Source organism: Mogibacterium diversum (assembly GCF_002998925.1).
Classification (GTDB): Bacteria; Bacillota; Clostridia; order Peptostreptococcales; family Anaerovoracaceae; genus Mogibacterium; species Mogibacterium diversum.
The window spans coordinates 1,131,711-1,154,911 of sequence record NZ_CP027228.1 but is presented as its reverse complement, the minus strand read 5'-3'; the positions used below and the strand labels follow the sequence as shown (position 1 = coordinate 1,154,911).

24 protein-coding genes and 1 riboswitch are annotated in these 23,201 nt (G+C 41.2%); of the genes, 17 read left to right on the top strand and 7 right to left on the bottom strand.

Annotated elements, in window-relative coordinates; translation table 11 throughout:
* The first annotated feature begins 3 nt into the window (after positions 1 to 3).
* From C5Q96_RS05400 to C5Q96_RS05380, 5 genes are all read left to right on the top strand, one after another.
* Positions 4 to 558, top strand: coding sequence for a DUF5104 domain-containing protein (locus tag C5Q96_RS05400; RefSeq protein ID WP_106057383.1), 555 nt, complete (start codon positions 4 to 6; stop codon positions 556 to 558).
* Between the two features lie 32 nt (positions 559 to 590).
* Positions 591 to 1,136, top strand: a complete 546-nt coding sequence (locus tag C5Q96_RS05395) for a DUF5104 domain-containing protein (protein ID WP_106057382.1) — start codon at positions 591 to 593, stop codon at positions 1,134 to 1,136.
* 136 nt (positions 1,137 to 1,272) lie between these two features.
* The gene (locus C5Q96_RS05390; RefSeq protein ID WP_106057381.1) at positions 1,273 to 2,430 is read left to right on the top strand and encodes a DUF4317 domain-containing protein; all 1,158 of its coding nucleotides are present in this window, start codon (positions 1,273 to 1,275) and stop codon (positions 2,428 to 2,430) included.
* 170 nt (positions 2,431 to 2,600) lie between these two features.
* A complete protein-coding gene (locus C5Q96_RS05385) occupies positions 2,601 to 4,223 on the top strand; it encodes a malolactic enzyme (RefSeq protein WP_106057380.1) in 1,623 nt (540 codons plus the stop codon).
* Positions 4,224 to 4,311: 88 nt separating this feature from the next.
* A complete protein-coding gene (locus C5Q96_RS05380; RefSeq protein ID WP_106057379.1) occupies positions 4,312 to 5,265 on the top strand; it encodes an AEC family transporter in 954 nt (317 codons plus the stop codon).
* Between the two features lie 173 nt (positions 5,266 to 5,438).
* On the opposite strand, the gene C5Q96_RS05375 is transcribed toward C5Q96_RS05380, so the two are convergent.
* The 4 genes from C5Q96_RS05375 to C5Q96_RS05360 are packed head-to-tail and all read right to left on the bottom strand — an operon-like array spanning position 5,439 to position 8,516.
* Positions 5,439 to 5,915, bottom strand: coding sequence for a hypothetical protein (locus C5Q96_RS05375; RefSeq protein ID WP_106057378.1), 477 nt, complete (start codon positions 5,913 to 5,915; stop codon positions 5,439 to 5,441).
* Positions 5,916 to 5,940: 25 nt separating this feature from the next.
* On the bottom strand, positions 5,941 to 6,789 hold the full coding sequence (locus C5Q96_RS05370; protein ID WP_205763989.1) for a metal ABC transporter permease: 849 nt from the start codon (positions 6,787 to 6,789) through the stop codon (positions 5,941 to 5,943).
* Positions 6,782 to 7,480: a metal ABC transporter ATP-binding protein gene (locus C5Q96_RS05365; RefSeq protein ID WP_106058008.1), complete on the bottom strand. Its 699-nt coding sequence runs from the start codon at positions 7,478 to 7,480 to the stop codon at positions 6,782 to 6,784. Before C5Q96_RS05365 ends, C5Q96_RS05370 begins: the two co-directional genes overlap by 8 nt.
* Before the next feature lie 28 nt (positions 7,481 to 7,508).
* Positions 7,509 to 8,516, bottom strand: a complete 1,008-nt coding sequence (locus C5Q96_RS05360) for a metal ABC transporter substrate-binding protein (protein ID WP_106057377.1) — start codon at positions 8,514 to 8,516, stop codon at positions 7,509 to 7,511.
* A 367-nt stretch (positions 8,517 to 8,883) separates the two neighbouring features.
* On the opposite strand from C5Q96_RS05360, the gene C5Q96_RS05355 reads away from it, so the two are divergent.
* On the top strand, positions 8,884 to 10,338 hold the full coding sequence (locus tag C5Q96_RS05355) for a Y-family DNA polymerase (RefSeq protein WP_106057376.1): 1,455 nt from the start codon (positions 8,884 to 8,886) through the stop codon (positions 10,336 to 10,338).
* A complete protein-coding gene (locus tag C5Q96_RS05350) occupies positions 10,339 to 10,845 on the top strand; it encodes a hypothetical protein (protein ID WP_106057375.1) in 507 nt (168 codons plus the stop codon).
* 123 nt (positions 10,846 to 10,968) lie between these two features.
* Here the strand turns inward: C5Q96_RS05350 and C5Q96_RS05345 are convergent, their stop codons facing one another.
* Together C5Q96_RS05345 and C5Q96_RS05340 are read right to left on the bottom strand one after the other, a co-directional pair.
* Positions 10,969 to 11,541, bottom strand: a complete 573-nt coding sequence (locus C5Q96_RS05345) for a hypothetical protein (RefSeq protein ID WP_106057374.1) — start codon at positions 11,539 to 11,541, stop codon at positions 10,969 to 10,971.
* A 135-nt stretch (positions 11,542 to 11,676) separates the two neighbouring features.
* Positions 11,677 to 12,630, bottom strand: coding sequence for a 3-hydroxyacyl-CoA dehydrogenase (locus C5Q96_RS05340; RefSeq protein WP_106057373.1), 954 nt, complete (start codon positions 12,628 to 12,630; stop codon positions 11,677 to 11,679).
* Between the two features lie 232 nt (positions 12,631 to 12,862).
* Positions 12,863 to 12,978: riboswitch (FMN riboswitch) on the top strand.
* Between the two features lie 125 nt (positions 12,979 to 13,103).
* On the opposite strand from C5Q96_RS05340, the gene ribD reads away from it, so the two are divergent.
* From ribD to C5Q96_RS05295, 9 genes are all read left to right on the top strand, one after another.
* Positions 13,104 to 14,372 (top strand): bifunctional diaminohydroxyphosphoribosylaminopyrimidine deaminase/5-amino-6-(5-phosphoribosylamino)uracil reductase RibD, encoded by a 1,269-nt coding sequence (gene ribD / locus C5Q96_RS05335; protein WP_106057372.1) that lies wholly within the window; start codon positions 13,104 to 13,106, stop codon positions 14,370 to 14,372.
* Positions 14,372 to 15,046, top strand: coding sequence for a riboflavin synthase (locus tag C5Q96_RS05330; protein ID WP_106057371.1), 675 nt, complete (start codon positions 14,372 to 14,374; stop codon positions 15,044 to 15,046). The genes ribD and C5Q96_RS05330 overlap by 1 nt, the downstream gene beginning before the upstream one ends.
* A gap of 11 nt (positions 15,047 to 15,057) precedes the next feature.
* Positions 15,058 to 16,284, top strand: a complete 1,227-nt coding sequence (locus tag C5Q96_RS05325) for a bifunctional 3,4-dihydroxy-2-butanone-4-phosphate synthase/GTP cyclohydrolase II (protein WP_106057370.1) — start codon at positions 15,058 to 15,060, stop codon at positions 16,282 to 16,284.
* Positions 16,285 to 16,296: 12 nt separating this feature from the next.
* Complete coding sequence (gene ribH / locus C5Q96_RS05320; protein WP_106057369.1) at positions 16,297 to 16,770, top strand: 6,7-dimethyl-8-ribityllumazine synthase; 474 nt, start codon at positions 16,297 to 16,299, stop codon at positions 16,768 to 16,770.
* Positions 16,771 to 16,886: 116 nt separating this feature from the next.
* Positions 16,887 to 17,591: an HAD family hydrolase gene (locus tag C5Q96_RS05315; RefSeq protein ID WP_158696699.1), complete on the top strand. Its 705-nt coding sequence runs from the start codon at positions 16,887 to 16,889 to the stop codon at positions 17,589 to 17,591.
* A gap of 9 nt (positions 17,592 to 17,600) precedes the next feature.
* The gene (thrH, locus tag C5Q96_RS05310) at positions 17,601 to 18,200 is read left to right on the top strand and encodes a bifunctional phosphoserine phosphatase/homoserine phosphotransferase ThrH (RefSeq protein ID WP_106057367.1); all 600 of its coding nucleotides are present in this window, start codon (positions 17,601 to 17,603) and stop codon (positions 18,198 to 18,200) included.
* Between the two features lie 261 nt (positions 18,201 to 18,461).
* Positions 18,462 to 18,809, top strand: a complete 348-nt coding sequence (locus C5Q96_RS05305) for a MerR family transcriptional regulator (RefSeq protein WP_106057366.1) — start codon at positions 18,462 to 18,464, stop codon at positions 18,807 to 18,809.
* Positions 18,810 to 18,920: 111 nt separating this feature from the next.
* Entirely contained in the window at positions 18,921 to 19,763 is an 843-nt protein-coding gene (locus C5Q96_RS05300) for a DUF6591 domain-containing protein (RefSeq protein WP_106057365.1), read from the top strand.
* Between the two features lie 313 nt (positions 19,764 to 20,076).
* Positions 20,077 to 20,562, top strand: coding sequence for a DUF4230 domain-containing protein (locus C5Q96_RS05295; RefSeq protein WP_106057364.1), 486 nt, complete (start codon positions 20,077 to 20,079; stop codon positions 20,560 to 20,562).
* Positions 20,563 to 20,734: 172 nt separating this feature from the next.
* Here the strand turns inward: C5Q96_RS05295 and brnQ are convergent, their stop codons facing one another.
* The gene (brnQ, locus tag C5Q96_RS05290; RefSeq protein ID WP_106057363.1) at positions 20,735 to 22,048 is read right to left on the bottom strand and encodes a branched-chain amino acid transport system II carrier protein; all 1,314 of its coding nucleotides are present in this window, start codon (positions 22,046 to 22,048) and stop codon (positions 20,735 to 20,737) included.
* 216 nt (positions 22,049 to 22,264) lie between these two features.
* Here brnQ and C5Q96_RS05285 point away from each other — a divergent pair, with 216 nt between their 5' ends.
* Positions 22,265 to 23,146, top strand: a complete 882-nt coding sequence (locus C5Q96_RS05285) for a LysR family transcriptional regulator (RefSeq protein WP_106057362.1) — start codon at positions 22,265 to 22,267, stop codon at positions 23,144 to 23,146.
* The last annotated feature ends 55 nt before the right edge of the window (positions 23,147 to 23,201 follow it).

Below are 23,201 nucleotides of genomic sequence, written 5' to 3'. Positions count from 1 at the left end.
AAAATGAAGAAACTGATAAGTGTTGTAATGTGTCTATTGATAATTTTATCAATAGCATTCTGCCTAACAGCCTGCAAAAGCAGAACAGATGAAATGGCAGATCAAGAGATTTATACAGAAAAACAGATGAACAAGATGAAAAATAAAGTCATCAAGTGTATAAACGAACAGGATAAAGAGGGTCTCAAGAAGCTTTTCTCAAAGGACGCACAAAAACATATTGAGGATTTAGATGGGAAACTTGACCAGCTGATAGGTGCTTTCAATGGGAATAAAATAGAAAGCGCAAAAGGTCTTAGTCCAGCATTTGAAGGATCTGCAGATGCGCAACCCCTGCATATCTATGGTAAATACCATCTTAAACTAAAAAGTGGTGATAAGTATATAATACTTATCGACATATGCGATATAGATGATGAGAATAAGGAGAAAGAGGGCATATTTCAATTAGATTTATTGACCTTCTCAAAAGATGAGGTACCTGAAGGTTTCCATATGGATGGCAGTGAGGACGACTATGGTATATTCATCTATAACAAAGATGGAACTCAGCGATAATAAGTAAGTTAGCTGATTGGTTGGAGGATACAATGAAAAAAGCAACGCTTACTATGCTATGTCTACTAATGATTTTATCAGCTGCGTTCTGTCTTGAAGGCTGTAAAAGTCGTGAACAACGGCTAAGCGAAGAAACTGCATATGAAGATGCACAGATGAATGCAATGAATAAAAAAGTCGTTAAATGCATTAATGAAAAGGATAAAAAAGGGTTAAAGAACCTTTTCTCAAAGAGTGCACAAAAGAATATCGAAGATTTAGATGGCAAGATAGATGAACTTTTTAATGTATTTGATGGGAAAATAATCAAAAGTGTACGAGTAAGTTCTAAAGTAACGGATGGTTCTATTAATGTCCAACCTTTTAGTATTATTGGGAAATGCACATTTTCTCTAAACAGCAAAAGGCAATATATTGGATACATAGATTTTTGTGATAAGGATGATAACAACAAAGATAATGTAGGTCTTTATATGATTGAAGTATGCACGTGCTCACGTGAAGAATTGCCTGAAGAATTTGCTTGGGAAGGTGTTAATAATGGAAAACCCGGCATATTCATTCACTACATCGATTAATATAGTAACGGAGATGAAATTAAGAAATACCTGAAAATTTCTGAAGAAATATAACCGTAGATGATTATAAGTATTCGCATACTCGCTAGGCGGTACTCAACAATTATAAACAAGACTATTTTGTATAGGAGACAAGATGAATCGCAAGGAAATTAGAGAGATTAAGAAGAGATTTAGCCCGGATACGAACAATTTTGGGCATATTTATGGTTGCTACGTCAATGCTGCGCGAGAGATTATCACGTACATGGATTCGCCGACGATGCTCATGGAAAATGAAGAGCGCGAGATGTACATGAAGACTCTAAAGAAGGTGCTGTCTGGCGCACTAGGCAGGAATCTACTAGATGTTGAGTTCTCGACGGCTCAGGTCGAGGATAGCGATGAGCATAGGCTGCTTCAGACGCTGAGGACTTCGCATCTCAGTAACGAGACTATGCGCAAGATTTTATTTCAGAGAATTATCGATAGCGTAGATATGGGAGATACTGGTTACGTTATCTTGCTGGCTGCCGATGCCTATGATGTGCCATATAAGGATAGCGGTAGTGACGAGTGGTCGGAAGAGTCGACGGATCAGTTCGAGTATTTCGTCTGCTGTCTGTGTCCTGTAAAAGACCCGAAGGGTGCACTCAGATACCTTGCCGAGGAGAAAAATTTCCGCGGTGCATCGACTGGCAGCATACTCGGAGCTCCGGACATGGGCTTCATGTTCCCGACCTTCGATGACAGGATGACTAACATATATCAGGCGCTCTATTATACGAGGAGTTCGGCTGACGTTCATAGCGATTTTCTCAAGGCGGTGTTCAACCTAGAAAAGCTACCGATGGCTGCAAATACACAGAAGAATGCATTTGACAGTGCACTCGCTGACTCGCTAAAGGATGAATGTGATATTGACATCGTGAAGGCACTTCATATCCAGATAGATGAGAAAATAGATCTACTTAAGGAAGCAAAATCCGATGAAGCTCCAGAGATTCACATCAATGAGCTAGAGGAAATTCTCATGAAGAGCGGAACCTCTGACGAGGCAATCGAGAAGTTCCATGATACGTGTAAGCAGTATTTTGAAGGGGAAGAATTCTTTAACCCTGAGAACCTCATCAACCGCAGGCAGTTTAAGATAGAGACGCCTGAGGTGAATGTCAGTGTGGATCCAGAGCATGCCTTTGGAATTAGGACGGAGGTTATCGATGGCCGTAGCTATCTGATGATTCCGATTAGCGAAGGAATTACAGTGAATGGTGTGGATGTTAGCATTCCGGATGGAAGCATAGCACCGAACTAATTGAATTGATGTGAATAATAAGAATGAAAACGGAGAGCCTGAACGGATGTTAGGCTCTCCATTTGGTTTATGTGGTTTTCGTGTTTAATTGTGTAAAAGCTTTACAGCGGGTAGTTAGAGGCATATGATGTAGTAAATTTTAATACAGGTGTAAAAAGTGGAGGTGGACTATGAATGCACATGATATTTTAAATAATCCTTTTCTTAATAAAGGAACCGCATTTACTCTAGAGGAGCGTCAGGAACTTGGGCTTATTGGCCTATTGCCACCTTACGTTCAGACCATCGAGGAACAGGCCGCTGAGACTTATGCTCAGCTTCAGACCAAGGCTAATGATCTTGAGAAGAGACTCTTTCTCATGGAAATATTTAATACTAATCGCACACTGTTCTATTATCTTTTCTCACATCATCTAGAAGAGTTCAATCCAATTGTCTATGACCCAACTATTGCCGACACTATCGAGGGATACAGCAACCTCTTTGTAAATCCTCAGTATGCAGGTTACCTCGACATTAATCATCCAGAGCATATTGAGGAAACTCTTAGAAATGCAGCTGGCGGCAGGGATATAAGACTGATTGTAGTAACCGATGCCGAAGAAATCCTCGGAATTGGCGATTGGGGTGCAAATGGTGTGGATATCTCAGTAGGAAAGTTAATGGTGTACACTGGCGCGGCAGGAATTGATCCAGCTACGGTTCTACCACTAGTTATCGATGCAGGAACTAACCGTGAGTCGCTTCGCAATAATCCAAATTACCTCGGAAATCGCCATGAGAGGGTGCGCGGTGATCGTTACTATGACTTCATCGATAAGTTTGTCAATACGGCAGAGAAGCTATTCCCTAAGCTGTATCTGCACTGGGAGGACTTCGGGCGTTCAAATGCCGCAAATATTCTCGAGAAATATCGTAAGGATATTCCTACCTTTAACGATGATATACAGGGAACGGGTATCGTAACTCTTGGCGGAATCTTCGGATCGCTTGCGGTTACAGGTGAGAAACTTACTGACCAGGTATACCTATGCTTTGGCGGTGGAACTGCCGGTGCAGGAATTGCCTCACGTGTACTCCGCGAGATGGTAACTATGGGGCTTTCAGAAGAAGATGCTTACAAGAGGTTCTTTATGGTGGATAAGCAGGGACTTCTCTTCGATGATATGGATGATTTGACTCCTGAGCAGAGACCTTTTGCTAAGAAGCGTTCGGATTATCCTAACGCAGATAAGCTGACAGACTTACTTGAGGTTGTGAAGACAGTAAAGCCAACAATACTTGTTGGAACATCAACAGTGCCAAATACTTTTACGAAGGAAGTTGTTGAGGCTATGTGCGAGAATACTGAACGCCCAATGATTTTCCCTCTATCAAATCCAACGAAACTTGCAGAGGCCACTGCGGAAGATTTAATTGCTTGGTCTGATGGAAAGGCTTTCGTAGCAACTGGAATCCCAGCAGGTACAGTTTCGTATAAGGGTGTTGACTATGTAATTGGACAGGCTAATAATGCGCTAATCTATCCAGGGCTTGGGCTTGGAATGCTCGCATCGGAGGCAAGCTTACTGACAGATGAGATGATTGGGGCTGCAGCTCACTCACTGAGTGGAATCATTGATATGAGCAAGCCAGGAGCACCTGTGCTACCTCCTTTCAAGTACGTAGCGGATGTATCCATTAGAGTTGCCGAAGCAGTTGCTAAGACTGCCCAGAAGCAGGGACTTGCACGTGCTGAAGAAACGGATATGGTCAAGGCTGTTCAGGATATGAAGTGGTATCCAAAGCACTAAAATTAGAGATTAAAATATTCGCGTGAAGGCCGGATTATGTCCGGCTTTCACGGGATATAAAAGGGTTTAGGCTCTAGAAAGGAGCGATATGGAGATATTAATCACCTCTATACAGAGTATTATTCCGATTATTGCGATAATAGCCTTAGGATACTTTCTACAGAATCACGGATGGTTTGGAGAGTCTTTTGGCTCCAACTTATCGCGGTTAATAATGAATGTTGCATTACCGGCGTCTATTTTCGTGTCAGTAATGAAATATCTAACCTTCGATAAACTTGTTAGTCTATCTGAGGGACTCGTCTACACATTTGCTGCATTTGGACTAGGATATGTTGCAGCCTTTATTGCAGTTAAAGCATTTCACGTAAGGCCGGGGCGCAGGGGCACGATGATAAATACCTTTGTAAATGCCAACACCATTTTCATAGGTTTGCCTCTCAATGTAGCGTTGTTTGGGAACAAGGCTTTGCCATATTTCCTCATATACTACATCACTAATACCGTTTCGACCTGGACTTTAGGAGTTTACCTGATGTCTAGCGATAGCAAATCGGGTAAGCATAAGAGCGCAGAAAAGTTCGACTGGAAGAAGCTGCTTCCAGCGCCATTAGTTGGTTTCTTAGTGGCTCTAGTATTCCTCGTTTTGAGGATTCCAGTACCAGCTTTTGCTACTAGCACGCTTACATATGTAGGAAATATCGTAACACCGCTGTCGCTAATCTATATAGGTATAGTCCTTGCAAAGGCTGGCCTTAAGACGATTACACTGGATAAGGATACGATTATAACCCTAGTAGGTCGTTTCGTATTAGGACCTGTAGTTATGGTTGCAATACTTATGCTCACAGCTAAGAATATGCCGGTTGATGAATTTAGGACGTTCGTTATACAGGCGGCTGCACCTGCTCTAGCGGTGCTGCCAATCCTAGCAAGCCATGGAGATGGTGATGTCGAGTTCTCGACTAATGTAGTAACATTAAGTACGATTCTGTTCGTTATAGTAGTGCCGATTGTTGATACACTGCTCGGATTTATGTAAGAGGATTAAAGTCCTCGAGAGAAGGCCGAGTCGCAGAAACAAAATGGAATAATAAGTGATAAAAACGGTTATAGGAAAATGTACCGGCCTTCTAATCGTTAGATTATGGTCTAACTTGAGGTCGGTACATTTATGATTTACTATAGCCTTTTTCTTTATATGCGTTATATACGTTACTTACCGTCTTTATACACCTTGGCATTCTCGAGCTCTACGTACGTGGCGTTTTTATCTTCAGGTAGCGTCTTGAGTGTGAATTTGCCAGATATGACAAATTTCTTGTCCTCAGCTGGTAGCTTCGAAGCTTCACCTTTCTTGAGTTTGAAGAGTAGCCCTTGCTGGCAACATTCGGTTGCATCTGGAATCAGGCAGTACGTATAGCGCTCGCCAGTACCTGGATCGATGCTTACGGTGTAGTATCCCTTTACCTTGATAGTTTTTCCTACGTATTTCTTAGGATCTGTCATCATGTTAGACACTTCAGAGTAGATTGCTGTTGCACTCATGGTACTGAGGTCGATGTCAACATGACCATCCGTCTTCGCCTTATTGTGAGCTACGATATGTAGCGTAACTCCAATGCAGATTGATACAAAAGCCAGTAGCGTGATTATTATTATAATTAGTTTAGTCTTTTTGTTGTTAGTCATTTTATCATCTTTGCATTCTGTAAAATTATCCTCTAGCAGTCACTTTGCCGAGGAGTATAAATATAAGATACATAATTGCATCCACCGTTACAATCGTTGCTCCTACTGGAGTCCCGCCTAGGATTGATATAAACATTCCGGTCAAGGCTGCAACTATTGATAGGATTATAGAGCAGATGGTTACTGCTCTGAAGCTTCCAAATACGCACATCGCCGATAGAGCAGGGAAGATGATGAGCGCGGATATCAAAAGTGAGCCTACCAGGTTCATTCCCAGTACTATTATAACAGCAATGATGATTGCGATGATTAAATTATATGTTTCTGTCTTAGTGCCTGTAGCTTTCGCGTATTCCTCATCAAATGTGACAGCAAAAAGTCTGTTGTACAGAAACACGAAGGAAACTATAACTATTGCCGAGATTACTAGGCATAGGATTACGTCTTCTGTTGTCAGCGTCAATATCGATGTGGAGCCAAATAATGTCGTACATACGTCTCCCGATACGTTTGCCGATGATGAGAATACGTTCATCATCAGATAGCCGAAGGCAAGTGATACGACTGATAGTATCGCCAGCTTGGCATCGCCCATAACCTTGCTATTCTGGCTGCCTCGAAGCAGCAGTATAGCTGCGAGTATAGTGATTGGCATGGTCACATATAGATTGCTCGATACGTGCATAATAGTGCCGACTGTCATCGCGCCAAATGCGACGTGGGAAAGTCCGTCTCCTATAAATGAAAATCTCTTGAGCACCAGCGTTACTCCGACCATAGCTGCGCAGAGGGCTATTGAAACGCCTACGATTAGCGCATACAGGACGAAGGAGTGAGAAAGGTACATGTGTAGTTGTTCTGAAATATTAGACATCTAGAACCTCCTTCCTCTCCGCTTCTGAAGCCAGGTGAGGCTTATCGCTCATTATCAGTAGCTTGTTGGCCGCGGATAGCGCTTTGCTGATATCGTGCGAGATGGTTATGATTGTTGTTCCGTTCTGATTCAGTCTGTTCAGCAGCTGGTACAGATGGGCAGCGGCCACCGGGTCGAGCCCGGTGATCGGCTCGTCCAGAACCAGCACTTTCTTGGAGCCGGCGATGGCGCGTGCTAGGAGCACGCGCTGCCGCTGCCCGCCAGAAAGCTCGCGAAAGCTCTCGTTCTTAATATCCTCGAGGTCAAGCTCTCGGATAGCATCAGCGGCAAGCTTTCGCTCCTTATGCCCATAAAAAGGCTTAAATCCAAGTCTATCCAGGCATCCAGATAGCACGACTTCCCATACGGAAGCCGGGAAATCCTTCTGCATCTCACGTTGCTGCGGCAGGTAGCCGATATCACTCTTATCAATGTCACCGCGCAGCAAGACCTTGCCGCTAATCGCTGGAATCAGACCTACCAAGGTCTTAATCAAGGTCGATTTCCCGGCGCCATTTTCTCCTACAATACAAATATAATCCCCGTTATTAATCTCCAGATCGAATCCATTACAGAGGGGCTTGCCTGAATACCCGACAGCAAGCCCCTCGCAAATGATACTAAATGAAGAGTCTTTACTCTCTCTTACCATTTTGTTCAATTTATTCTCCTAGTAATACCTAATTGTTTAGAACCTCCTGCAAAACTTTGAGGTTATTCTCCATCGTCTTGAGGTAAGTCTTTTTCTTAATGTCGCCCTTCTTCATAGACTGCAGGGAATCAAGAGTTTTGATGTCTCTCTTAGTTCCGTCGGCATTCTTGATTACAGACTTAGCAATCTTGTGATCAGAGTTCTCGATAGTTAAAACATGCTTTATCTTAAGCTGGTTGAGCTTGTTGGATAGGAAGCTAATTGTCTCAAAGCTAGCCTCAGATTCAGCTGAGCAGCCTACAAATGCAGCATAGTAGTTTAGACCATAATCATCTACCATGTAACGGAATGGGAAACGATCTCCGAAGATGAGAGTCTTAACCTTAGCGTTTTTAACAGCCTCAGCATACTTGTTGTCTAGATTCTCTAGCTTTTTAGTGTAGGCATCGAGGTTCTTCTTATAAGTATCTGCGTGCTTCTCATCCTTCTTAGCAATTGCCTGCTCGATAGGCTGGCAGAGCTTAATCGCATTCTTGAGAGATAGCCATACATGCTCATCATACTCTACTTCCTCGGCGTTTTCGTGATGATGGCCGTCACCTTCATCTTCATCTTCCTTCTCTGGTTGCATACCTTCCTTGACTTCTTCAGCCTTCTTACTGTCCTTCATTTCGTCCATGAGGTTGATTGCAACGAGGTCCTTGTTCTTTTTCTTCTTGAGAACGTCCTCAACCCATTCATCTGACTCACCGCCAACATAGACGAAAATGTCAGCATTTGAAATATCCTTTATATCCTGAGCTGAAGGCTGGAAGCTGTGCAAATCAGTACCATTCTTCTGAAGTAGCTTCAGATCAACATCCTTGACTCTGTCGCCTAGAATCTCTCTAACCCAGTCGTATTCAGGAAATGTAGTTACGACAATCTTGAGCTTCTTGGAGTCTGCTTCCTTCTTGCCGCAGCTCGCAAGTGTACCAAGTGAAAGGATTGCAATCATCATAATTGCAAATATTTTAATAAGCTTGTTACGTTTCATAAAAACCTCCATGCTATGTAACGTGAAAAATACAGATTTTGCAAAAATAGTATCGGTTATTGTAATTGTCCGAGCACCGCAATTCTTCTATGAATCGAAGCGTAGACGACATAAAAATGGGGAAATAACCGAAATTAAAAATCATTTTCAGTTTACCACCGGTGATTTATCATGTCAATGTAGAAAGAAAGTTTCACAAAACTATCAAAAAATTTTTAACACCTTGAGGTCAGTGGAGTTCAACAAAAATCATAAAGATTTAGCGGGAAAATAAAAGAACATATGTTTGATTTTTGCCTGTGCCTCCACTATAATTGGGGCAAGCAAAAAAGTCAAGCGGAGTATTTGTCGTCATCAGGGAGTGAAGATGGATGGGAATGCGTCAATCAATATATTTAATAAAGAGGAGGAGCTTGAGGGGAGCAGGACCTACCTGTGCATCGACCTGAAGTCTTATTATGCGTCTGTCGAATGCATAGCTCGAGGGCTTAATCCGCTCGAGGCTAGGCTACTAGTTGCTGATCCAACTAGATCAGACAACACGATTTGCCTAGCGGTTTCACCCGCACTGAAGGCCCTTGGTGTGCCGGGGAGACCTAGATTATTTGAAGCGAAGCAGGCGATAAGAAGAGCGGAGATAGAGTGCGGTCATGAGATTGAATACATCATAGCACCGCCGAGGATGGCTGAGTATGTGCGCATATCATCGGAAATTTATTCCATTTATATGAATTTTGTTTCCCCGGAGGATATTCATGTATACAGCATAGATGAATGCTTTATGGATATAACGCATTACCTTCACATGTATAAGGAGGCAGCGATTTGCCACAAGGTTTCGGCTTCTCGTGAGATGGCGATGACTATAATTAAAGCCGTGCTGTCTGAGACAGGCATAGTTTCAACTGCGGGAATTGGAACTAATATGTATCTTGCTAAGGTTGGTATGGATATAGTTGCCAAGAAGAGCAAAGCCGATGAAGATGGCGTAAGGATTGCAGAGCTCAATGAGACATCTTATAAGTATCTCCTTTGGAACCATAAACCGCTAACTGACTTCTGGCAGATCGGACGTGGTAAAGCCCGAAGGCTCGCTAAAATTGGGGCTTATACGATGGGGGATATAGCTCGCATATCGATTAATGAGGAGGAATACCTATATAAAGCATTTGGTGTAGACGCTGAGATCCTGATTGATCATGCATGGGGTAAGGAACCATGTACCATGTCGGATATCAAGTCTTATAAGCCAGCAGCGCATTCGCTCTCTACTGGGCAGGTTCTGCCTCGTGCATATGCTCATGGAGAAGGTCGCAATATATTTATCGAGATGGCTGATAAGCTATCCATGGATATGGTACGGAAGAAACTAATTGCATCGCATTTTTCTTTTTTCATCAGCTTTGATGGGCAGAGTCTTGAGAGCGGAGAGTATAACGGTCCGGTTGTGGTTGATTTTTACGGAAGATTGATGCCTAAGGGTGTGTCTGGCAATGTTAGGCTACGTATTGCTACGAATAGCACCGCAGAGATTATAGGAAGCTTAAAGAAAGCTTTTGATCGCCTGATAGATCCAGCACTTTACATAAGGCGTATAACCATAGCCGCCAACGATATCAAGGGAGTAGATGAAGATGAGCAGATTGATATATTTTCACTAGACTCTTGTGATACAGATGACTCTAAAGAATGTGAACTGCAAGAGGTTATGTTAGCGATACGAGAGAAGTATGGAAGCAATGCCTTGATAAAAGGCATGAATCTCGAAGAAGGAAGTACATATATAGAGAGAAACAATCAGATAGGAGGTCATAGAGCATAGATGGGTGTATACGATGAAAGAATAATACGGGCAACAAAATTTGAATATGCCGATATTATCAATAGAGTGAGACCAATCCATAAGGCTGATAGATTTTCGTACAAGTATCCGCGGATGAGCAGTGAGAAGCGAGCTAAGATATTCGCACCTTTTGCTGCCTTGTCAGGGTACGATGATGTTTTAGCGGAGAAGGAGGTAATCTACGATATCAAAAGGGTACTTACTGATGATGAGTATTTTGATTTAGATTGCAAGATTGCAACCATATACGAAAAGTGTAGCAATAGCATATTAGCTAGAGAAAATGGTGTTGAGGTCAGAATACTTTACTTTGAACCCCTTGCCAATGATGAGCTGCATGGCAGATATATAGAAATTAGTGGATTAGTCACAAAGGTAAGACCAGATAAAGAGACTATCACAATTCTTGATAAAGAAATTTCTCTGAGATCGATATACAAACTAGAAATATTAAATGCTAGGGGCATCGAGCCACAAGATGAATAAAACTCCCTGCTCTCTCAAGCAGGGAGTGTGGATACGCCTATCTAAATTGACAAATCAGCGATATGTTTTGTCAGACCATAAGGTAGCACATCTTGTCTGTAATGCATATGGGAGAACCTATGATTAAACTCGCGCAATCTGCTCGATTCCTTCAACTGTACCAAGAAGTTCCATGCCAACTGGTCTCCAGTAATCATATATTAGCACAGGACCGCTGTATTCATACAGAAGCCTTATGACTGTATTAAAGAATATAGGATTATTGATGAACATCTTAACGTTGAAATTACAGTCATACTGCTTTTCTTCGGTATACGGATACTTGAAATTAATAATCTGCGACTCCGGTTCGCAGTCATAGTAGCGAAGCTCTAGAAGCTTGTAGCCGGTGAATTTTGACTGGTTATCATCAGCATTTTCACGGCAAGCGATTATTTGATCCGCTCTTGCATCAGTCATAACCTGAATATCGCCGAGGTTATTCTTGCAGAGCTCATATAACTCTCTGACTGTGTTAAGTGCGTGAGGTCTCTCTGCCTCGTTTTCATCTATAGGGATAATTCCTTTGCCGATTAGGTGCTGCAGGAATTCCTCGCATGAGAAAGTACCGAGCGTATAATCCTCTGGTTTGTTGCTGGAATTACATTCGATAGTTACATTTGAATTGTCGATTTCTTTAAAATTGATATATGCCATCTTGTCACCTCTAACCTCTATTAATTAGCATTGGTATTATATCATTAGAGCGAAGTGAGGTCATTAATAAATAAAGAGAGAGGCAGCATTTATTTAAATGCCACCTCTGATGTCACAGACAGGATGTTCAGAAGATTATCTATATTTATAGAAACCTTCACCAGCATTGATGCCGGTCTTACCTTCATCTATGTACTTTTTAAGCATTGCTGCAATCTTGCCTGCATTTGAATCTGGGTTCTTTGACTCAGGGTTGCTGGATACGATGTTGTAAGCAGTTGTTAGTCCGACGATATCGAGTATCTGGAAAGGACCAAGTGGAGAACCTGTTCCTAGCTTCCAAGCGCGGTCGATATTTTCATGATCTCCAATTCCGTTAGCGAGCAGGTACTGTGCAGAATTTAGGAATGGCACCAGCATAGAATTTAACAGATAACCAGGCTGTTCCTTCAGAACCTTAATAGGGACCATGTTGATGGCTTTAGCGAATTCAACTACTTCGTCATATGCGGCCTGGGATGTCTCGCTGTGTCCCATAACCTCACCAATGTTGCTTCTCCAGATGTTGTTAGCAAAGTGAAGTGCGAGGTATCTCTCAGGCTTAGATATATCTTCCTTAAATGTGCTAGGAAGGAATGTCGAAGAATTTGTCATTACGATAGTATTATCGTCGAGCACTTTATCGAGCTTTCTATAGAACTCATGCTTTTCATCAGGAATCTCAGCCATGCTCTCTATATAGTAATCGCAGCCTTTTGCAGAATCCTCTAGAGAAAGAGATAGCTTTAGATTCTTATAAGCAGATTCAACTTTTTCTTGGAGTTCGTTGAGCTTCTCGCTAGTTAGGTCTTCAGCTTTTACCCCGAAACCTCCAGGAACTTGGATTCCAGGCTTGCCTAGATTTTGCCTTAGCGTTTCGATTTCAGATAGATAAATTTTGTATAGCCTGTCTATCTTAGGCTGAGACCTGCCTATGGAGCCTTCGCTTCTTAGCCATATAGTTGTATCAAATCCGGAGAAAGCGCTCTGAAAAGCAATCTGACTGCCTAGTACGCCGCCACCAGCTACTGTAACTTTTTTATTATTCATGGGATCACCTCCTGTGTATAAATAACAACTTGTGTTAGTTTTGTATAACTTGATTATACACCTAAAATTAAATAAAGCCATATAATATTTAATAGTGCGCAATTATTTCTTCAAAACTACACAATTCATAATGATTGCGACTATTGACAGAGCTCAATAATAGTTCTATTATACTTATTAGTTCTTGGTTTATTATCTTTAACTATTTGAACCTAGAACTGATAAATATGGTAATTGACTTCAGGGCAGGGTGTAATTCCCTACCGGCGGTATAGCCCGCGAGCCGAGAGGCATGATTCGGTTAGATTCCGAAGCCGACAGTTAAAGTCTGGATGGGAGAAGCTTTTATTCTGAAGGGTACATTAGGTTGTACAGGGATGAATTGCAGGAGCTCTGAGGGGGCTTCTTTTTTAGTGCATATCCATTCTAATTGAACGGGTCAATTGTATATTTATTCGAATGAGGAGAGAGAAATGTCGTTAGAGAGAGCTGATGAGCTGATGCTACAGGACAAAGAGTATATGCGCCGAGCTATTGAACTGGCCAAGAAAGGCACGGGATGGGTTAATCCTAACCCAAAGGTCGGTGCTGTAATTGTCAAGGAGGGACAGGTCATAGGCGAGGGATACCATGTAAAGTGCGGTCAGATGCACGCTGAAAGGAATGCTATAGCATCGCTTCGCGATTCTGCAGAGGGCGCTACGATGTACGTGACTATGGAGCCTTGTTGTCATTACGGCAAGACACCACCGTGTACGGAGGCAATTATTGAAAACGGAATAGCTAGAGTTGTGATTGGATCCAAGGACCCTAATCCAAAAGTAGCTGGAAAGGGCGTTCAAGCGCTGAGAGATGCTGGCGTTGAAGTCGTAGAAGACTTCATGATGGATGAGTGTGATGCTCTAAATCCGATTTTCTTCCACTACATAACTACTAAGCATCCTTACGTCATGATGAAGTATGCCATGACTGCTGACGGTAAGATTGCGACTAAGACTGGAGCATCAAGGTGGGTTACTGGCCCTGAGGCTATTCACAAGGTGCATGAGATGCGTCATGAATGCATGAGCATCATGGTCGGTGTTGATACGGTTATAGCTGATGATCCTATGCTTAACTGCAGAATTGAGGGTGGCAGAAACCCGGTGAGAATCGTATGCGACAGCAAGCTCAGAATTCCAAATGAATGCCAGTTAGTGAGAACTGCTGATGAGTACGATAGTGAAACAGTTGTCGTTTGCGCAATTGAAGGTCTGCCTATAGGAGAGGTGAGGTTTACTGATAAGGCACCAATCTATTTGGACTATGAGAATACAAATCCGCTTGCAAAGGCTTTAGGCAAGAAGTTTGGCGGAGGAAATTTCATCAAGAAGGCAGTTAAACTTAACGAGATGGGAGTCAGGATTTTTAACTTCCCTGGTCACGATGGAAGAGTCAATCTAAACATGCTGATGGAGTACCTCGGCAGTCTAGAAATAGATAGCTTGCTTCTTGAAGGCGGTGGAAATCTCAATGAAAGTGCGCTGAGAGTTGGAATTATCAGCGAGATGAGAATATTTATCGCACCCAAGGTATTCGGTGGAAAGGCGAAGAGCCCTATTGAGGGTATTGGAGTTGACAATCCTAATATGGCATATAAATTCTCGTTCGACGACGTTGAGAGAATTGGTTCTGATCTCATGATTACATGCAAGAGAATCGATAATCTCAGCACATATATTCCAGAAGATGGAGAAAACTAATGTTTACAGGAATCATTGAAGAGACAGGGAGACTTAGATTGCTAGATATATCTGGGGTGACAGGCCGCATAGAGCTCGAGGCCTCAAAGGTACTAGAAGGCGCTAATATTGGTGATAGCATCGCTGTGAATGGTGTTTGCCTCACTGTAGTAGAACTTCATACTGACGGATTTACCGCAGACGTCATGCCTGAGACCATCTCCAGAACGGGATTCTCGCAGCTCAGAGTGGGCGATAAAGTTAACCTAGAACGGGCGATGGCTGCAAATGGCAGGTTCGGCGGACACATAGTATCTGGTCATATCGATGGCGTTGGAACTGTTGAATCACTCGAGCATGATGGAATTGCTGTATGGGTAAGCATCAAGGCACCAACAGAAATTCTTAAGCTCATAGTTGAGAAGGGGTCCATAGCAATCGATGGAATCAGCCTTACTGTTGCTTATGTGGATAATGAGCGTTTCAAGGTTTCGATTATCCCTCATACAGGTGAGGAGACTACACTGCTGAAGAGGCATGCAGGCGATAAAGTTAATCTTGAAAATGATATTGTAGGCAAATATGTGGAAAAATTATTGGGACTTGGTGAGCCGACTGTATATGGTGGTACTCGGCAAAAGGACGATAATGAAAGTGGACTTACACTTGAGTTCCTGGCGGAGAACGGGTTCTGAAAGGAGATACGATGAGTAGCAGAAAACGCGAATATGATTCAATTGAAAGAGCGCTTGAGGATCTGAGGGCTGGAAAAATAATTCTCTGCACAGATGATCCAGATAGAGAAAATGAAGGTGATATGATCTGTGCTGCGGAGTTTGCAACGCAGGAGAATATCAACATGATGGCTAGTATAGCCAAGGGGCTCATCTGCACACCGATGAGCATTGAGCTCGCAAGGAAGCTCAACTTCCCAGCGATGGTGTCTGAGAACACGGATAACCACGAAACTGCTTTTACAGTTTCAATAGACCATGTTGATACCACGACTGGTATTTCAGCTAAGGAACGAGGATATACGATGAGAAAATGCGTGGATCCAGATTCAAAGCCGGAAGATTTCAGGAGACCTGGACATGTGTTCCCGCTCGTTGCTAAGCGAGGTGGTGTGCTAGTTAGAAACGGACATACAGAGGCAACAGTGGATTTACTTAGACTTGCCGGGCTCAAGGAGTGTGGTGTGTGCTGCGAAATCATGGACGATGACGGCACGATGATGAGAACGCCTAAGCTGTGGGAAATCGCAGAGAAATATGATCTAGCATTTATAACGATCAAGCAACTTCAGGATTATCTGCGCATTAATGAGTGCCACGTAATTCGCGAGGCAGTAGCTAAGCTGCCGACAATGTATGGCGAATTCACAATGTATGGGTATATTAATGATATTACTGGCGAGCATCATGTAGCTCTTGTTAAGGGTGAAATCGGAGATGGTAAGGATGTTCTCTGCCGAGTTCATTCGGAGTGTCTCACAGGGGATACGTTCGGTTCGCTGAGATGCGACTGTGGTCTGCAGCTCGAGAAGTCACTCGAGATGATAGAAAAAGAAGGGCGCGGAGTGCTGCTTTACATGAGACAGGAAGGTCGTGGCATCGGACTCATCAATAAGATTAAGGCATACGCTCTTCAGGAAGAGGGATACGATACAGTCGAGGCTAATGTTAAGCTTGGGTTTGCACCAGACCTAAGGGAATACTGGGTAGGCGCACAGATTTTAAGAGACCTGGGATGCAAGTCGCTAAGGCTTATGACTAACAACCCTGAAAAGGTGTATGGGCTCGGTGACTTTGCTCTGGACATAACTGAGAGAGTTCCGATTGAGATTAAGCCACAGAAGTTCGATTACATGTATCTCAAGACCAAGAAGAGTAAGATGGGACATATTTTCAACGAAATTGATTTAGAGAAGTAGAAAGGAATCGTCATGAACAATATCAATCTATTAGAGGGTAAAGTCGTTGCTAAAGAAGGAATGAAGGTTGGAATCGTGGCTGCTCGTTTCAATGAAATTGTTGTAAGCAAGCTACTAAGCGGTGCGATTGACGGACTTGTACGCCACAACGTCAAGGAAGAGAATATCACAGCTGCTTGGGTGCCTGGAGCATTTGAGCTACCAACCGTTGCGAAGAAGATGGCTGAGTCCGGAAAGTATGATGCTGTAATCGTTCTCGGTGCTGTAATCAGAGGACAGACATCCCACTACGAGCTTGTGTGCAACGAGGCTGCAAAAGGAATCGCTCAGATCTCTATGCAGACTGGTGTGCCAACTATGTTTGGAGTTATCACGACAGAGAATATTGAACAGGCAATCGCTCGTGCAGGAAGCAAGGTTGGAAACAAGGGCTACGACTGTGCACTATCCGCAATTGAGATGGTTAACCTCGTAGATCAGCTATAAGAACAGCTTTATTAATAAAGGTGAGCAGGCATATTTAATAACAGCAAGGCAGACTGTTTCAGTCTGCCTTGTTTTCAAAATGCAAATGGGGATTGGTCGTATACATGGACAAGAGTATGGGAATTAAGAATGGTGAAAGGAAAAATCAAGATAAGAGCAAGGTTATGCTCGTGTTTGACTACGATGGCACCATTCAAGAAACTATTAAGATTTATGCACCAGCTATTTTTGATATAGCGAAAAGGCTGAGGACGATATATGATGTTCCAGTCGAAAATCCTAGCTATGCGCGCATGGAGAGCTGGCTGGGGCTTAAAAATGAAGAAATGTGGGCAGACTTCGCCCCAGCGCTCCCTACGGCCGCTAAGGCGGCCGCATCGGCGCGAGTCGGCGCCTACATGCGCACTCTGGTTCGCGATGGTGCTGATCCATGGTATTCTGGTGCTCGTGACACCCTAGACGAACTTAAAAAACAGGGATACAGGATGATGATACTGAGCAACTCAGATCACGAGTATGCGGAATTCAACAGAAAACGATTCGATACAGATAAATGGTTTGAGAGATATATAGATTGTGAATCCTGGGATTGGCAGTCTAAAGCTGATGTGTTAAGCTCTATAATAAGTAATGAACCTGACTTAACATATGTTATGATTGGGGATAGGTTCAATGACCAAGAGGCGGCAGTGAGGAACAAGATATTGTTTGTCGCATGTGAATATGGATACGGTAAGTCCGGAGAGCTAGATGAGGCTGATGCGAGAGCTTATTCAATTGCTGAGCTACCGGAGATTATTACTAGATTAACTGATTATTAGGGGGTTAAGATGAACATTGTATGCTTAGATATGGAAGGCGTATTGGTACCTGAGATTTGGATTGCCTTTGCAGAAGAGACTGGCATAGAAGAGCTAAAGAAGACTACTAGAGAAGAGCCAGATTACGACAAGCTAATGAATTACAGACTTGATATCTTGAGAGAGCACGGTCTTGGACTCAAGGAGATTCAGGATGTAATCGCTAGAATTGACCCGCTACCAGGAGCAAAGGAATTTTTAGATGAACTTCGTGCAACTACTCAGGCTATAATTCTCAGCGACACATTTTCGCAGTTTGCTCAGCCACTCATGGCAAAGCTAGGATGGCCGGCACTATTCTGCAATGAGCTGATTATTGGCGAAGATGGAATGATAGAAGGCTTCAAGATGCGCTGCGAGAAGTCAAAGCTCACAACAGTTAGAGCTCTTCAGTCATGCGGTTTTGAGACAATCGCAGCAGGAGATAGCTTTAATGACCTAGCTATGATTGAAGCAAGTAAAGCTGGTTTCCTGTTCCGCAGCACAGACTCCATCAAGGCTGACTACCCACATTTCCCAGCTTACGATGAGTTTGATGATCTGCTAGATGCGATTAAGAAGGCATTATAGGGCTGTAAATTTAAAGCAAGTATAGATTACCTTTAATTAACTAGCTAATTATATATAAGAAGACTAAGATGCATCGCCATTACTGGTGGTGCTTTTTAGTGTGCAAAATTTCTAGAAATTTAATCAAAACAAAGTTATGCAAAATCTCGCAATAAAAACAGGTGTGGTTATAGGAATGATTGCTCAAACATTCTTAACCAAAAGCCTTGACTTGCCCTAAGGGCAAAAAAGTATCCTACAGATTATAGAAGGGAGTTTTGCATGACGTTGATAAAAATTAAAAATGCAATGATGGAAACAGGACTAACAAGGAAAGCTCTTCGATATTATGATGAGAAAAAATTGGTAGTTGCTACAAAAATTGCTATTGGTAAGAATAATGCGTGGTACTACACCGAGAATGACATACAAGTTCTTAAAAGGATAAAATTATATCGGGATCTTGATGTTCCTGTCGGGCAAATAAAAGAGATTATTAATAGTAAAAATGGAGAGGCTATTTTCAAAGAGAATATTGCTAGCTTGCTTGCTAAAAGGAAGGACAATCTAAAGAAACAGACAGAAATTGCAAGGAATATTAGTGATAATAGCATTATAGATAGTATGTAAAAAAGGCTTATAAATTGGGTTATGGATGGCTGGTCGATTATTTCAAAGGTATTTCTTGTAGACGCTCTACAAAGGGAGTGGAGCGTCATTATAAATGATTGGAGGTCACAAATGGAAAACAATGAACAGAGAAAGAACGAGAATTATACTATTAAAGAAATTAAGGGTTCAGAAATTCAACAATCTGATAAATTGGGGAATATTCAAGATGTTGCAAACAAAAAAACAAAGAAAGGACTAGGCGCATTTTGGGAAAAAAGTGTTGGGAATAAAATATTAGTTATATTAGTTATTAGTATGATATTTGTGTTGATATTTGCGACAATATTGGCAATATCCATAGCAAATCAAGAGCAAGAAGCACACGCTTGGCCAGATACCGAACTATCAAAATTGATTCCAGAGCCAAATGGTAAAATAACATATGTGAACACAAATGATGATGAACTAGATGCAACAGTGGAAACAAATGCAAAAAAAGCTTATGAGTATAGAACTAAGTGTAAAGAAAAGGGATTTACAAATATTTCTGAAGATGAAAATGATGATAATGATTTTTCGTTTAAAGCTAGAGATACAAACAATAATGAACTTAGTCTCACATACTATGAAGACAATGGGGAACTTGAAATAAAATTAAAGAAACTAGGTCAAAGTGAAGCTTCTACGAGTACTAGCAGTTCTAATTCAACCAACGCGAGCTCTAATTTTAAGGATATGATGGATAGCTATGAAAAGTTTATAGATGAATATATAGCATTTATGAAGAAATACAACAATAGTTCCGATACAACAGCCATGATTGAAGACTATTCCAATTACATTGATAAGTTCTCGGATTTTGCTAATAAGATTGATGCGCTAGATAAAGATGAACTTTCGACAGAAGATTATAAATACTATATTGAAGTAACTACAAGAGTAAAGAAAAAACTTGCGTCTATTGGGGAATAACAAACCAAAAGCAAAATAATATTGCACAAATTTTAATACAATGGTAAATTTAAAACATGATTTACCATTGTATTTTGATTAATGAGAGGTGATAAACATGGAAGATTTAAAAAAAGGCGTCGTGAAGGTTTTAATAAAACTAGGGATTGTTGTATTTATTATACTAGTGATTAGAGGGATTGGATCAAGTATGTAATAATGATGAGGTGTATTATATGAAAAATGACAAGACTATTACGTTAAGCAGGAATAAACTTATAGTTGTTGCAATATTAATTATAGTCGGATTTATAGGCGGTTTTTTGCATCTAGGATGCTATTTTATTCAAGGGTAAGTGCTGGTGAAGTAAAAAGAATAATTAGAGAATCAGATGAACTTACAACTATAATAATAGAGACAAGAGGAAACTCTCCATATGATGATAAAGGACTGCCTATTTTAAATAAAGGAAGCTTTTCAGCTTCATATGTTGCAGAAGTTAGGGTAGGAATAAACCTATCAAAGGTACGGGTTAAGCGTGTAGATAATGTAAAAAAGAGAATATATGTATCTATCCCAAAATCGAAAATACAATCAGTTAAAATAGATCCTAAAACAATAAAGTTTTCAAAAAAAAGATTTGCACTATTCAACTTTGATCAAAGAGAAGACGTCATACGATTTGAAAAAAATCTAGAAAAACAACTCATAAAAAACCCAAGAAAAAAAGACTATAAAAAAGCAGATAAGCAGGCAAAAGTTCTGATAAGGGGCATAATTACATCAGGAGCACCAAGATATGAGGTAGTGTTCATTTAAATTATCTTTAGATGTAATATAGACATTTATTTCATTAACGATTAACAATGGATAAATAAATAGTTTTTGTTTTATTGGTTTCTCCTAAAACTGGAACTAAAAAATCGAGAGCTCAACCATCAGAGCTCTCGATTTTTGTGTCGTTATTCATAGCAATACATCTAGCAAATTGTTAGTTAGATAATTTCAGTTCATCTTTTCTAGTAGCAGAATATATGCATCCGACCACAGCACCAACCAGTGCAGGTACAACCCAGCCAAGCGCAAGCTTAGTGAATGGAAGGCTACCTACGAAACCGAATGGAAGACCGAATCCATTTAGAACTGAAAGTAGGCTCGTAGCAAATGCAGCATAAGCAGCTACACCGCCAACGTATTTGCTTGTAATCCAATTATCAAGTACGGCGAATATTACCAGAACGATAAGCGGTGGATAAAATGCGCTGAGTATCGGTGCTGCAAGCGCGATAATCTTATCCAGTCCAAGGTTGCTCATAAAGAAGCTGAACCCGATAGTAACTAGTATTACTGTGCGGTAGCTAACCTTTCCGTTTGATAAACCAGCAAAGTAGTCGCCGATTACAGAGGAAAGTCCAATCGAAGTTGTTAGACATGCTAGCAGAATTATAATCGCTAGAGCGATAACTCCCCATCCGCCGAGAAGTCTGTTAGTTATAGCGATTAGAAGTGGTGCCTGTGCAAGGCCTGCAAAATGGCTATCGCTTGTAGTCGATGCACCGAGGAATGTTAGACCTCCATATACTAGTCCAAGTAGGACTGTCGAAATGATATCTGCACCAGCTACTAGCTGTTTTACATCTTTCTTATCAGTAAAGCCATATTTCTTTGCAGCAACTATGAGAATGATAGTTACCGTTACTCCGCCAATGCCGTCGAGTGTTTGATAACCGTTAACAATTCCTGTCTGGAATGGAACAAGATCCTTTGTTCCGATAGGTGCACCGATTGGATTTACGATTCCGAGTATGATTAGAATGACCATAACCAGAAGTAAAAGCGGTGTAAGGAACTTTCCTATAACATCTACAACACCAGAAGGATTGAGTGCAAGAATAGCAGTCACTGCAAAGAACACAAGGCTGAATGCCCATAGCGGAACGCCTGGTAGCAGTCCTTTGATACCCATCTCATAAGTCGTAGCGGATGTTCTTGGAATACAGATGATCGGTCCGAGTAGAAGTAGAATGATGGATACGAATACCTTGCCAGGTATGGTTCCAATCTTGTTAGTTACTCCGTCTACCGTTCCTTCTCTGTTAGCAACAACAGAATAAATGGCTAAGGCTGCCAGTCCAACATCCATGATGAAAAATCCTAAAAATCCTACTAGCCAATTGCTTCCAGTCTGCTGGCCGAGGAATGGCGGAAATATAAGGTTACCAGCGCCAAATTGAGTTGCGAAAAGGGCGAGACCCATGGTCACAATAATCGGCCCCTTCGCCTTTGGTTTTGAATTATCTTTCATTGTCCCTCCTATAATAAAAGTAATAATAAAGTGTTTATTTACAATTAAAAAAGATAGTTATTACTATATAGTAACCATTTAAGAACCAGTACCGAAATATAGTCATATGCCTAGTACTTTTTGGAATAACAAGGTTTAATCTACCGTGTTGGTGTGTTATAATCGCTGTAATTTCAAGCATATTACAAATTATGATTAATTTTAGGAAAAAGATAAATGGATTTAATTAAACTAAAATACTTTATTGCTGTTGCAGAATTGTTGAATTTTTCTAAAGCTGCTGAAGCTTGCAACATCACGCAAACTGCAATAGGCAAGTATATTAATAAATTAGAAAATGAAATCGGATGCTCTCTATTCTATCGAACTAATAAGGGTGTCAGCTTGACTGAAGCCGGAGAAAAATTTTATGTAGGAGTAAAGGAGATAACCGAGCAGTATGAGAACTTATTAAAACAAATTGAAAATGAGACAGATAAACTTCTTAGAATTGGAATCGCAGGTGACTATCTGCCAATTAATTTTTTAAGAAAGTATAAAGCTATGAATAGGGACATTTCCTTGGAGGTGGAATTTAAGGATAAAGACCAATTGATTAACATGCTGGAGAGGGAATCGATAGATGCGATGATTATCCCTGATGTTACAATGCTAAGTGAAAATACAATTGGAATAGAGAAGGTGGAGATAGGAGCTGCACATGATGTTTTGTGCTGTTCTCAAGAAAGCGTGATTAAATACGGAAGTGTCGGAAAAGTCATTGAGAATTTACCTCTTATCACCAAAGCAGTTGAAAGTGAATATCATGAGTACTGTAGAGAAAATCTAAAAAGCGTATACAATAGCACTTTTTCGGATGTACGTGTTGTTGATACGGTGTCGAATCAGACTGCTTTAATTGCACTCGGGCAAGGGTTTGCAATCATGCCAAAAGAGGAGATGACACCGATTGAAGACATGTATATGGAAGGGTTAGGTGAGAGATTTACAGAGATTCTACTACTAGTCTATATGTCAAAAAACAAAAATCAGTCGCTTCGCGATTTATTGAAATTTGTAAGCAAAAGTAATAGTGATGGTGAATCCTTATTTGAATAACTTTGGATAATTAAAGAATAGAATAAGACAATTCTTAGCATAAATAAAAAATCCC